Raw genomic sequence first — 12,225 nt, forward strand, 5'->3', positions numbered from 1 at the left:
GGGGGGCCTGGCTTGCCCCGGTGCTGGGGCGGCCCTGCTATAACCTAAACAGGCCGCGCCCGCGAACGGGCCCCCCCGCAATTGGGGGGGACCTTGCGCGTTGCGCGGCACCTCCCGGCCCGGAGCCGGCGCCTTGCCGCTGGTCAACCGTGATATGTTCGGTTTGATTCGCAAGCCCGGCGCTTCCCGGCATGGTCGCCGGCACGCGCGCACGGATGGAGCAGCTGGAAGGCTGGGTATGGCACGGTTCTGGACGAGGCTGACGGTGGTCCTCACGCTGATCCTGGGCGTGAACTATGTGGCCTGGCGCTGGGCCTTCTCGCTGAACTGGGACGCCTGGTGGATCGCCGTTCCCCTGGTTGCCGCCGAGACCTACAGCCTGATCGACGTCGCCCTGTTCGGCATGACAGTGTGGCGCATGAAGGAGCGGAGGGGCGCACCGCCGCCGCCCGCGGACGCGACGGTGGACGTTTTCATCACCAGCTACAACGAACCGTTGGAGCTGGTCATGAACACCGCGTTGGCCGCCCAACGCATCCGGCATCCGCACAGCACCTGGATCCTTGACGACGGAGACCGGGATCAACTGCGGAAGCTGGCGGCGGAACACGGACTGGGGTACGTCACCCGCGGCGAGGACTGGGAAAACATGCCGCGGCACGCCAAGGCCGGCAACCTGAACAACGCCTTGATGGTCACCGCGGGCGAATTTCTGCTGATCCTGGACGCCGACCAGGTCCCTGAACCGGACATCCTGGAAAAGACGCTGGGCTACTTCAACAACCGCAAGGTCGCGCTGGTCCAGACCCCCCAATACTTCACCAACGTCCCCGACGACGATCCGTTGGGCAGCCAGGCGCCGCTCTTCTACGGGCCCATCCAGCAGGGCAAGGACGGCTGGAACGCCGCCTTCTTCTGCGGCTCGAACGCCGTGCTGCGCCGCGAGGCGCTCATGGAACTGGGCCTGCTCGGCTACGTGCAGGAGACCGAAAAGAGCATCCGCCGGGCCCTGGGAGCCTCCAGGAAGGCGATCCGTCAGGCCCGGAAAGCCGCGGATGCCGACTCGCCTTTGGTCGGTGCGATGCTGGACGAGGTTCAGGCCGCCATCCGGCATGCCGTCAGTCAGCTGGAGTCCGGGCGGTCGCTGAGCGAAATCACCTACGAGGTCCAACGCAAAGTGGACACTGCGGTCCGCACCCTGGTGCAGGCCGATGTGCGGGCGCTGCAGGCGGACCTGGAGGAGATCGCGGCCATGGACCTGGCGGTCGTGGGGGACGCCGGGGTAAGGGTAATCACCGACGAAGCCGTACAGCGGCTTTCGGAGCGGGAATGGTCCCCGTTGGGCGCCATGGAATCGGTCCAGACCGTCCTCGACGCCCTGTCGGTGGAGCGCGTCGGCGAGGCACAGCCGCTCATGCCGCTGGCCACGATCTCCGTGACCGAGGACATGGCCACCGCCATGCGGATGCATGCCCGCGGCTGGCAGAGCGTCTACCACCATGAGATCCTCGCCTACGGCCTCGCCCCCGAAGACATCGGCACCATGATGACCCAGCGCCTGCGCTGGGCCCAAGGGACCATGCAGGTGCTGCTGCGGGAAAATCCGCTGACCCAGCGCGGCCTGAAGTGGGGCCAGCGGCTGATGTACTTCGCCACGATGTGGAGCTACCTCAGCGGTTTCGCCGCGATCATCTACTTCGCCGCGCCCATCATCTACCTGCTGCTGGGCATCCTGCCGGTGGCCAGCCTCAGCACCGATTTCTTCATCCGATTCATTCCATTCATGGTCGTGAACCAACTGCTCTTTGCCGTCGCCGGACATGGCATCCCCACGTGGCGGGGCCAGCAATACAGCCTGGCGCTGTTCCCGACGTGGATCAAGGCCTGCACCACTGCCGCACGAAACGTCTGGTTCGGTCGTCCCCTCTCGTTCGCGGTCACCCCGAAGGCCCGCCAGGAAGACGGGCCCCGCTGGAGCCTGATCCGGCCGCAGATCACGGTGGCCGTTCTCCTGGCGCTTGCCGCCGTTGTCGGAATCGTGCGCCTTGCCACGGGTTTGGCCGAACCGGTCGGTACGCTTGTCAACGTCGCCTGGGTCGTTTTCGACCTGCTTGTGCTCAGTGTCCTGTACAAGGCCGTGCGATACCGGGGCTATTCGCCCGGCGAGAATTAGTCCGATCCCAAGAACGCGTCGCCGGAATCCCCGGTTGAAAACTGAAAGGAACCTCGATGGAGCTTAGTCACAAGGCCAACGGGTCTTACACGGAGGTGCTGGCCTCCGGCAGGCTGAACATGGTCTCCGCACCCAACCTCAGGTCCTACGTGGGCGAGGTCGTGGCCTCCGGCTCGAACCGCATCGTCGTCAACCTGGCCCAGACCACCTTCATGGATTCCTCCGGACTCGGTGCGCTCATCGGATGCCTGAAGACGGCCCGGCAGGCGGGCGGGGACCTGCGCATCGCGGCCGTCCAGCCCCAGGTGCAGATGGTCCTGGAACTGACCAGCATGGACCGGGTGCTGACCTCGTACGCCTCTGCCGAGGAGGCTTTCGGGAATGAATGAGCCGATTGCCCTCCGCAGCTTCCGTGACCAGGCCGTCCCCGCGTCCATCGAAGCTGTCCATGTCCTGCTCGACGAGCTGTGGGCCGATGCACCCTTCATCCCGGATGTGGACCGCATGACCTTTGCCACCGCGGTGATCGAGGCCGCCTCGAACGTCGTCCTGCACGCCCTGCCGGAGTTCCCGACGCCCGTGGACCTGGGCGTGGAGATCAGCGTCAGGACCCAAAGCCTGCGGGCGGAGATCAGCGCCTTCGGCGCCACCGACCCCCAGCTGGATACCGAGGCCCGGGGGATGCCCGGGCCGGAAGCGGAGTCGGGGCGCGGCCTGGCCCTGATCCGCGCCCTGGTCACCACCGTCACCTTCGCCCGACAAGACGGCACCAACACCTGGGTCCTTTCCAGGGATTCGACACCGCACCCATGAGGAGAGATTTTCCATGACCCCCGGACCCGCACGCATCCTGACGGGGCTCGATGAGCTTTCGCCGCTGCGCAAGCAATTAACGTTTGCGGCGCTGTTCCTCGCCGCTGCGCTCATGGCCGCCTTGGTCCCGACGGTGGAAATCAGCAACGCTCTCTCCCTCCTCGCAGGGCTGGTCCTGGTTGCCGTAACTACCGTGCTGGCGGGGATCTTCGGCCGCCCGGCGCTGTTGCGCTTGGCCACCATCGTGCCCGCGCTGGACTTCATCGCCGTAGGCCTGCTGCGCCATGGCACCGGGGAGTCGCACTCCATTTTTGCCGCCATCCTGCTGCTGCCGATGCTCTGGTTCGCCGCCAGGCCCGGACGCCGCTACGTGGTCTACGCCGTCCTCGGAACCATATTGACGGTCCTTGTGCCCTTTATCCTCGGAGCCAAACCCGACAACAATCCCAACGAGCTGGCACGCGGCCTCTTCAACGCCATGGTCTTTGCCATCGGCGCTGCCGTGATCAACGAGCTGGCAGCACGGGCCCGCCTGCATTTGGGCACCGCCCGCCAAGAGGCCACCGCGGCCTCGGAGGAACTAAGCCGGGCCGCGCAAATCCAGAAGTTCCTCCTGCCCAAGGAGGCGGCACTCTTGGCCGGTTATGAAACCGCCGGTGCTTGTATCCCCTCGAAGGCCGTCGGCGGGGACTTCTTCGACTGGTATGCCATCGATGGTGGCCTCGGCTTCACCCTGGGGGACGTCATGGGCAAGGGTGCCGGAGCCGGCATGATTGCCGCAACCACCCGTGCAGTCATCCGCAGCTCGCGCAACAGCGAGGATCCGGTGAAGGCACTGATGCTGACTTCAGACTGCCTGGCCACCGAGCTGAGCCAGGCGGCGGCGTTCGCCACCCTCTTCCACGCCAGGCTCCGCGCGGCGGACGGCAGGGTCGTCTTCTCCGATGCGGGACACGGACTGAGCCTGCTGGTCCGCGCCAACGGGACCTGGGAGCGATTGTCTTCGCGCGAAATGCCCGTCGGGTTGATGCCCGATGCAACGTGGACGTCCCGGGAGATCACCCTCGCCCCGGGGGACATGATCGTGAGCATCAGCGACGGGGTGCTGGATCTCTACGACGGCACGCTGGCCGCCGTTGCCGAGGTCGCCAAGCTGGCATGCAACGCCGACTCGGCCCAGGGCATCGTGGACGCCGTCAAGCGGCTGGCATCCGGAGGCAGCAATCCGGACGACGTCACGGTCCTGGCCGTGCGCCGCTCCGAGCTGAACACCGCCCATGCCGGCTACCACGACTCCGGCACACGGGCCATGTCATCGGTGACCGGCGCCTAGCAAAACCGACTAGCCAAGCGGGTCCTGCTCGAGATCAAGCAGGACCCGCTTGGCATCCATCCCGCCGAGGTATCCGCCGAGGCCCCCGTCGCTGCGCAGCACCCGGTGGCAGGGGACCACAATCGGCAGCGGGTTGGTGGCGCACGCCGTTCCCACCGCACGCACCGCCGCCGGACGGCCCGTGGCCAGGGCCAGTTCCTTGTAGCTGACGGTGTGCCCATATGCGATCGAGGGAAGCGCAAGCTGCACTTCCAGCCGGTATCCGCTGCTGAGCCGGTGGTCCAGCCGCAGCTCGAACCCGGAGCGCAGGTGGGCGAAGTACTCCTCCAGCTGCCGCGCCGCCGCATCCAGCGGGGCGCGGCGCTCGAGGATCCGCACCCCGACCTTGGCGGCCAGGGAATCCAGGACCGTGTCGAAGCCCTCGCGGGCGAAGGCGACGCGCACCATGCCCTGTTCGGTGGCCGCGAGCAGCAACTGTCCCAGCGGGGAGTCCACCAACCGGTAGGAGACATCCAGCAGTCCCTCGGCGGCGGCGCGCTCGGCCAGGTTCTTCTTTAGCATTTCCAGTTCGCTCATGGTGTTTCCTCCGCATCGGTGTGAAGTTTGCGCAGGGCCTTGATGCCGTCCGCGGCGGCCCTGCGCAGGGAGGCGGCGCTGCCGCCCAGAAATGCCGGGATGTCCGCGTAGGGGAACCCGAGCAGGTAGTGGTAGCCGATCACCTTGCGTTGCAGCTCGCTCAGCGAGCCCAGGGATTCGAGCAGCTCCAGCTGCCCCAGGCCCTCGGGCGGCACCACGGTTTCCGGGAAATGCTCGGTGGGCACGGGGTGGTTGGCCCGCAGGATGTCGATGGCCTTGTGCCTGGCGATGGTGATGAGCCACGCCTGGAGGTTGGCACCGTTGGGCAGTGACGGGTAGGCGCGCAGGGCAGCCAGGAACGTTTCGCTCCAGGCATCCTGCGCATCGGGTCCCGGTCCCAGCAGGGCGGTGCACATGCGCAGCACAGAGGTGCCGTGCCTGCGCACCACCAATTCGAAGGCGGGGTTCGTTGTCATCTCCACACCTTGTAAACGTGTCGCCTGACCATTTTGTGAGGTGCTATCGCAAAATGATGCTCGTGGCCACGGCCGGGGAGCGGCCCGAGGCCACGAACCCGGAGACGTTCGATTCGGGGTGTTTGATGATGTCGCAGACCGAACCCAGGTGCCGGGACAAATCGATCTTGTCCTCCGGTGCGGCCAGCAGCAGCTGGAACCCGAATTCCTGCAGCGCGTTGATGCCCGCCGCTGCATATTCGGAGTTCGCCTGGATGAAGGCCTCATCGATCATCACGGTGCCGTAGGCGGTGAACCCGGCGGTGGCGAAGCCCAGCTGGTATGCCAGGGCGGCGCCCATGATGAAGGAGGTGAACCGCTGGCCCTCGCCGCCCGAAAGCGTGCCGGGCTCCAGCCCGGTCTCGACTTCCCCGTTGGGCTTGTGCTCGTTGCAGCTGATGGTCACGTGCTGGCGCACGTCCAGCACGGTGTCGCGCCAGGCGGCGCGCGAGGAATCATCCAGCGCATCCACCAACGCCTCGAGCGCCTTGTAGCTTTCGCTCAGCGTGCCGGCACCGCGCGAGGAATACGCACCGGCCAGGGCCTCCTTCAGCGCCTGGCGGAAGGCCCGCGCCTCGTCGGGGACCGTCGTGGCGACCTCGAGGGCCAGCTTGGACCCGTGCTCGAAGGTGACATCGGCGAGGATCTGGTTCAGCGGTGAGATGCGCTCGGCAATCGACCGGCGTTCCTCTTCCAGCAACTGCAACAGGTCCGAGAAGCGCTCGTAGGAGCGGTTGGAGAAGTACTCGCGGAACTCCTCTTCGTGCTGCGGCAGCCCCTGCTCGATGATGCCCTGGTGCAGGGCGACATAGTGCTCGGCGGCCTCCACCGAGGTGCCAAAGGATACTGCGGCGGAATTGCCGAACTCCCGGGCAAAGGCCCGGAAGGTGTCCTTCAGCGAGGCCTCCAGCGTGTAGGCCTCGCGCTTGAGCTCCGCCCCGGACTCGGACAGGGACAGGGCCAGCGCGTTCAGCGCGGCTTCCAACTCGGAGGTGCCCACCGGGGCACCCTCGTCCAGGCGCTTGACCAGCGGTGCCAGCTGTTCGCTGGCGGCCAGCTTTTCGGCGGCCCAGTCCTCTGTCGCCGTGTCGCGCACAGCGGCAGCACGCAGCGCCGTCTGTGCCTTCTGAAGCGCCGCGGACAGCGTGGTGGCCTCGGCGCGGGCCACGGCCAGGGTGCCCACGCATTCCTCGAGCTCGGCACGTGCCGCCTCGAGGGAACGGCGCACGTGCGAGAGGTCCCCGGACTGGGACAGCGCCTCGGCCATGCGCGCCTCGAGATCCTGCAGGATATTCAACGCCCCTGAGGCATCCAGGGAAGCGAAGCTGCGGTCGTCGCTGGCAAGGGTTCCCAGCAGCGCCAGCTTGGCCGCCAACTGGTCCTTGGCAGCGGAGCGGTCATCGGCCACCGACGCGGCGCGGGTGGTTTCGGCCTCGAGCTTCGCCAACTTGGTCTCGAGCTCGGAGATCTTCTCCGCGTTGGTGAAGCCGAGCAGGTAGTCGGAAGCCGCCACCGGGCGGGTATCGCGCTCGAAGGTCCCCGAACCGGTCTTGATGGTTCCGGCCAGGGAAATGGCCTTGTCGTGCACGTGCAACCCGGCGTCGGATTCGACGCAGGCCAGCGGGTAGTCGGCGGCGATCTTGGCGCGCAGCCAGGTGCCGGCCGGAGAATGCTTGAAGTCAAGCTTGCCCACCAGGTCCCCGGGACCGGCGACGACCTCGCGCGGGGTCTTGGAAATATCCATCCAGCGGATCCGGCCCAGCCCGGAGAGCGAATCGATGGCGCGGGTGACGGACTTGATGTCCTCTCCGCGCACCAGCAGGGTGGTGGCCAAGGAACGCAGGGCCTTTTCGGCAGAGGGCCGCCACTGGCCGTGGGAAGGGGAGAGATCGATCAGCTCGCCGGCGAAGGGCAGGTCCTCGATGTCCAGCTTCGTGGACGCAGCGATGGCGCGGCGGGCGGCAATGGACCTGTCATCGATGTTGGAGCCGCGCTTGGCGTAGGAATCGATCTGGAGCCGGAGCTTGTTGGCCCGGTCCTTCAGGTTCATCACGGAGGCCATGGCCTCGTATTCCATGGTGCGCGCGTCCTTGGCAATCGAGGCAAGGTTTTCGGCACTGACCGCAGCCTGCCGGCGCATGGCCTGCAGTCCCGAGGCGGTGAACGTGAAGTTCAGTCCCACTGCCTCAAAGTTCTCCCGCAGCGTGCGCAGCACCTCCTCGCGGTCGGCCAGGTTCTTGCGGGCGGCATCGGCTTCGCGCTCCAGCACCGCCAGTCCGGCGCCGCCGCCGGCCTCGTGCTGCTCGGTGAGCGAAGCCACCTTGGTTTCCAGCGTGCCCTTGCGGACGCCGCTTTCCTCGATCAGTGCCGCGTTGGCCTCGACCGCGGCGGTGAGCATGGCGGTCTCGCCCCGCAGTGCCCGCGTGGCCAATTGGGCGCCGAATGCAGGAAGCTGGCCGGTGACCAAGGAGTTGAGCGTGGAGAGTTCTGCAGTGAGCTCATCGTGGCGCCGCTTCTGCTCGGGCACCGAAGCCAGCGCGTCGCGCTGGGCGCGGGCCTCCTCCAGCTGGCGGTGGATGCCGCGCAGGTGGGAGAAATCCTCAATGGCGCCGCTGGCGGCCTTCATTGTCGCGGGGATTTCCAGCACTTCGTAGCGGAAGAACTGGTTCACGCCCTTGTCCAGGCCCTTGCCGTTCTGCAGGGTGCGCAGCAGGGAGAACGCCTTGTCATTATCGATGCCCAGGCGGCGGCGGAACTTCTCGGCGAAGGAGCGGTGCACGTCAAAGGCCTCGAAGCCGGGCAGCGACTTCTGCAGCGAGGAGGGGGTGAAGCGGCGTGCCCCGTGCTCCTCCAGGGCCGCGGTGTCCAGTACCCGGTCTCCCATGACATAGTGCTTGCCGACCTGGCCCTCCAGGCCGTTGGCGGGCAGGTCGAAGATCGCGCCGATGCAGACATTCGAGCCCAGCCCGTCCTCGTACACCAGGGCCAAGGCGCTCCACGTGGCGCCCGGGCGCTGGTACAGCGTCCCGGCCTCGGTCTTGAAGCGGCGCCCGCGCATGTAGGAGTAGGTGGTGCGGCGGTCCTTGCGGGTGGAGGCCTCGTGCGCGGACTCGTTCAGCCGCGGGGCGGCATGGAAGATGTGCCCGATGCCGTCGAACAGGGTTGACTTGCCCACGCCGGGGTGTCCGGTGAGCAGGGTTCCCGCCCGGTCCACGTAGAGGGTGTGCCGGCCGTGGAAGGTTCCCCAGTTGATGACCTGGATCTGGGTCAACCGGTGCTGGCCGGGATTGATCGCGTCGGAGAGCGGGAGGGTCATTTCGATGCTCATAGCTCTTCTGTCTCCAGCTCGAATTCTTCGGTGTCTTCGGTGCCCACACGCTCAATGGCCTTGATGTACTCGGGGATTTCCTCGATCGTGGCGAAGGGCAATGCCAACGCAAGGGCGCCTGAGACCTTGTACTCGTCGCTCAGCTCCGTGGGCAGGATGAGTTTGAGGTTCAGCAGCCTGGTGAGTGCTGCATCGGTGTTCTCTTCGAGCTTCTTGTCATCGGTGTCTCCGGGGGAGCGGTGCTCCAGCAGGATTTCCCGCGCGGCTTCCCGGGTGATGACAGCGTCGGTGCCCGAGCCGGCATGGCGTTCGAGCAGCAGCCGCAGGCGCAGGGCCAGCAGGGTTTCCTCGCGTTTCAGGGCGCGGCGCGGGGCGATCGCGGTGGTGTGCGCGGCCTCCAGGTCCACCGGGCTGAGCAAAGCAATCTTGCGGCCGGCATCGACCTCGAGCACCAGGAAGATCTCGGCGACATAGGCGGCGATGTCGGCCCGCCGGTCCAGCACCAGTTGCCAGAGCCGCGGCTCGGCGACCCCGTCCAAGTAGGGGCCGCGCAGCAGGCGCACCAGCAGCTGGCGCAGCGGCAGTTCGAAGGAGCCGGTGTCGCCCTCAAAGAGGCGGCGTTCGTCGACGGCGCCGGTGGGAAGTGAACTGCTCATGCGGGATCCTTCGTGAAGCTCATGGCCGGCACCAACGCTGTGCGGGTGGCGCCGTCGACCTGGGTGAAGCTGATTTCCTCGAGGGTGGACTCGTCGATGTGGTCCCCGCCGTTGCGGGCCGTTTCGATGAGGTACCTGATGGTGTTCAGGTGCCGGTGTTCGTCGCCGAGGCTGTTGTAGGTTTCGCGCAGGCCCGCGGATCCGCCGGACTTGAGGCGGGAAGCGGCGATCGCGTTCTTCAGCGCCGGGATGTTGGGGCCCGGGGTGGAGGGGGTGCGGCGGATGTCGGCGATCGACAGCGGCGGCGGGGCTGCCAGCTTCGGAGGGGCGACATGTTCGTCGGGGTCGTAGATGCCCAGGGCCGCAATCGAGGTGAAGCGCGGGGCATAGAGCCTGATTGGGGCCACCGGCGTGCGCGAATGCAGGGCGCGGGAGGAAGACACGGCGACTTCCGCAGCCCGCACCGCCTCGCGCAGGATGGCGGCTTCCTTGAACTCGGCCGATTGCACGTAGGCGTGAAGCGATTCGGAGAGCCGTCCGTAGGACTGGTGGACCTCGGTGGCCTGGCGGCGCAATTCTCGCAGCAGGTTGGCCAGCGTATGGCGTTCCTGGGCGTCCAGTGCGTCCACGAAGTCGCGCTCGAGGACCTCATTGACGGCCTCGCGGAAGCGTGCCTGGGCTTCGGGGGAGTTCAGGAACTCGGTGAAGCCGCGGAAGGTTTCGCCCTGCGGGGTGCTGCGCAGCTGCTTGTCGCCCTCCAGCACCGCGCCGACCGCGACGCCCTTGACGGAGGAGGATTCCATGATTTCCCCGCGCAGGGCGTGGAGCATTTCCTGGACCCCGTCGCGCATGCGCTTGAAGTCGGCAGGCAACCCGGAGGCCATGTCGAGCACCGAGCGGGTGGCGGCAAGCGCGCCCTCGCGCGGCAGCACCGCCGGGGAGGTCCCGTCGCGCAGGGAAGCGATCTTTTCCTGGCGCTGGGCGATCTCCGCCTCCAAGGCGCGGATGCGTGCTGCCGGGTCGGGATCCGTCTCGTGGGCCAGAGATTCGAGAGAGGTCAGCAGGGTGTTCAGCCGCGAGGAGTTCAGGTTGGTCCGGTCCCCGGAGAAATCGGAGAGGAACTTCAGCACCCGGGCGGTTTGCGCGGTGGGTTCGTAGACGAAGTGCCCGTCGACCAGCGGGCGGGCCAGGAACTGGCTGCGCACCCAGGTGTCCGCGTATTGGGCGGCGCCCATCGAGTCGTTGAAACCCGGGTCCTCGGAGCGCACGACCTTGAGGAAGGATTCGAGGGAGGCGTGGAAGACCTCCAGCCCCACGCGGGGCTTGGCGCTGGTGAATTCGGCGCGCAGGAAGGCCACGGCCCAGGGCGCGGTGGAGAGCAATTTCCAGGCGGCGGACGACCTGAATTGTTGCGTCTGACTCCACAGCGGGCTCGCCTGGTGGGTAGGTCGCATCACGGTCCTTTTGCTGGGGATTGACCAAACAATCCTAGTCCATCGGCGCGCCGATTTAGGGGCCACCCCCAGCCCGGTAAGGTCGGTTGAACCACACCGGTGACCGGGCCGAGGGATGGATTTTCCTGCAGGCCCGGGATATTTGGGAGGGGACAGCGATGAAACCACGTATCCGACCGGCAGCCGCCGTCGCACTGCTGGCGGCCTCGGGACTGGTCTTCTCCGGGTGCGTCCCGCCGCCCCATATTCCCCCGAGCCAATACGACCCGACCTCCATCGGGCCGGCCCCAGGATGTCATCGACCCGGATCGGCCAAATCGAAGTAGTTGACCGGGCCTAGTTTGCGGCCTGGAATTCCTCGCTGTCGATGGTCTTTTGCTGGTGGACGTTGTAGCGCGCCCCGGCAATCGTGGACTGGTTGATGATCTCGCCGGCCTCCGCCAGCTCGGCCGGGGAAAGCGCGAGCTGTAGAGCGCCGAGGTTCTCGGCGAAGTGGCCGGGGTTCTTGGTTCCAGGGATGGCATGGACGTGGTCCCCCTGCGCCAGCACCCAGGCCAGCGAGAGCGCCGCGGCAGTGGTCCCCAGGCGTGTGGCCAGCTGCGCGAGGCTGTCGACCAGCTCGAGGTTGTGTGGATAGTATTCCTCGCTGAAGCGCGGCATGTGATGCCGCATGTCGCCTTCCGACAGCGAGTCGATGCCACGCAGGCTGCCCGACAGGTAGCCCCGGGATAGCGGCGAGAAGGCCACGAATGCGGTTCCCAGTTCGGCGCAGGCCTCCACCATGCCCAGCTCGGGGTTGCGGGTGGCCAACGAGTATTCGTTTTGCACCGCGGCGATCGGATGGACCTCGTGGGCGGCGCGCAGCGTGGAAACCGAGACCTCGGACAGGCCGATGCCGCCGATCTTCCCTTGCGCCACGGCGTCGGCCAGGGCTCCCACCGAGTCCTGGACCGGGACCTCCGGGTCGAGGCGGTGCAGGTAGTACAGGTCGATGCGCTCGGTTTGCAGGCGCTGCAGCGAGGCATCGACCTGGGCCCGGAGGGTTTCGGGGCGCCCGTCGATCTGCCCGCGGCCATCAACCAGCGCGAGCCCGCCCTTGGATGCCAGCAGGTACTCGCCGCGGCGCTGTTTCAGGTGCTGCCCAATCAGGTTTTCGCTGCGGTGCCCGCCGTACAGGGTTGCTGTGTCAAGGTGGTCGACCCCGGCATCGAGCACCGCGTGCAGCAGCCGCCCGGCCTCCTGGTCGGTGGGGAAATCCGAGTAGCCATGGGCGATGTTCATGGCCCCGAAGCCCAGGGGATTGACGTTCTTGCCTGCAAGTACACGCGTTGTCATGGGTTCATTTCTAGCATGCGGTGTGGCGCGCTCGGCCATCAC

Annotated in this window: 10 protein-coding genes; 4 read left to right on the forward strand and 6 right to left on the reverse strand. The window is 66.9% G+C overall.

Translation table 11 applies throughout. The features are described 5' to 3' along the window. Window positions 1–238 precede the first annotated feature (238 nt). The 4 genes from ACLQ7E_RS19630 to ACLQ7E_RS19645 are packed head-to-tail and all read left to right on the forward strand — an operon-like array spanning window position 239 to window position 4,319. The gene (locus tag ACLQ7E_RS19630; RefSeq protein WP_411734259.1) at window positions 239–2,173 is read left to right on the forward strand and encodes a glycosyltransferase family 2 protein; all 1,935 of its coding nucleotides are present in this window, start codon (window positions 239–241) and stop codon (window positions 2,171–2,173) included. A gap of 56 nt (window positions 2,174–2,229) precedes the next feature. After that, a complete protein-coding gene (locus tag ACLQ7E_RS19635; protein WP_411734260.1) occupies window positions 2,230–2,562 on the forward strand; it encodes an STAS domain-containing protein in 333 nt (110 codons plus the stop codon). Continuing rightward, a complete protein-coding gene (locus ACLQ7E_RS19640) occupies window positions 2,555–2,986 on the forward strand; it encodes an ATP-binding protein (RefSeq protein WP_411734261.1) in 432 nt (143 codons plus the stop codon). The genes ACLQ7E_RS19635 and ACLQ7E_RS19640 overlap by 8 nt, the downstream gene beginning before the upstream one ends. 13 nt (window positions 2,987–2,999) lie before the next feature. Continuing rightward, window positions 3,000–4,319, forward strand: coding sequence for a PP2C family protein-serine/threonine phosphatase (locus ACLQ7E_RS19645; RefSeq protein ID WP_411734262.1), 1,320 nt, complete (start codon window positions 3,000–3,002; stop codon window positions 4,317–4,319). 9 nt (window positions 4,320–4,328) lie between these two features. On the opposite strand, the gene ACLQ7E_RS19650 is transcribed toward ACLQ7E_RS19645, so the two are convergent. The 6 genes from ACLQ7E_RS19650 to ACLQ7E_RS19675 form a co-directional block, all read right to left on the reverse strand. Next, a complete protein-coding gene (locus ACLQ7E_RS19650; protein WP_411734263.1) occupies window positions 4,329–4,895 on the reverse strand; it encodes a methylated-DNA--[protein]-cysteine S-methyltransferase in 567 nt (188 codons plus the stop codon). Then, a complete protein-coding gene (locus ACLQ7E_RS19655) occupies window positions 4,892–5,371 on the reverse strand; it encodes an RNA polymerase sigma factor (RefSeq protein WP_411734264.1) in 480 nt (159 codons plus the stop codon). The genes ACLQ7E_RS19650 and ACLQ7E_RS19655 overlap by 4 nt, the downstream gene beginning before the upstream one ends. A gap of 43 nt (window positions 5,372–5,414) precedes the next feature. Continuing rightward, window positions 5,415–8,738: an ATP-binding protein gene (locus ACLQ7E_RS19660; RefSeq protein ID WP_411734265.1), complete on the reverse strand. Its 3,324-nt coding sequence runs from the start codon at window positions 8,736–8,738 to the stop codon at window positions 5,415–5,417. Beyond that, entirely contained in the window at window positions 8,735–9,394 is a 660-nt protein-coding gene (locus ACLQ7E_RS19665) for a DUF4194 domain-containing protein (RefSeq protein WP_411734266.1), read from the reverse strand. Before ACLQ7E_RS19665 ends, ACLQ7E_RS19660 begins: the two co-directional genes overlap by 4 nt. Beyond that, window positions 9,391–10,848, reverse strand: a complete 1,458-nt coding sequence (locus tag ACLQ7E_RS19670) for a DUF3375 domain-containing protein (protein WP_411734267.1) — start codon at window positions 10,846–10,848, stop codon at window positions 9,391–9,393. The genes ACLQ7E_RS19665 and ACLQ7E_RS19670 overlap by 4 nt, the downstream gene beginning before the upstream one ends. A 336-nt stretch (window positions 10,849–11,184) precedes the next feature. Continuing rightward, entirely contained in the window at window positions 11,185–12,183 is a 999-nt protein-coding gene (locus ACLQ7E_RS19675) for an aldo/keto reductase (protein ID WP_411734268.1), read from the reverse strand. Window positions 12,184–12,225 lie beyond the last annotated feature (42 nt).

The sequence above is a fragment of the Paeniglutamicibacter sp. genome, from assembly GCF_046714615.1.
Taxonomy (GTDB): domain Bacteria; phylum Actinomycetota; class Actinomycetes; order Actinomycetales; family Micrococcaceae; genus Paeniglutamicibacter.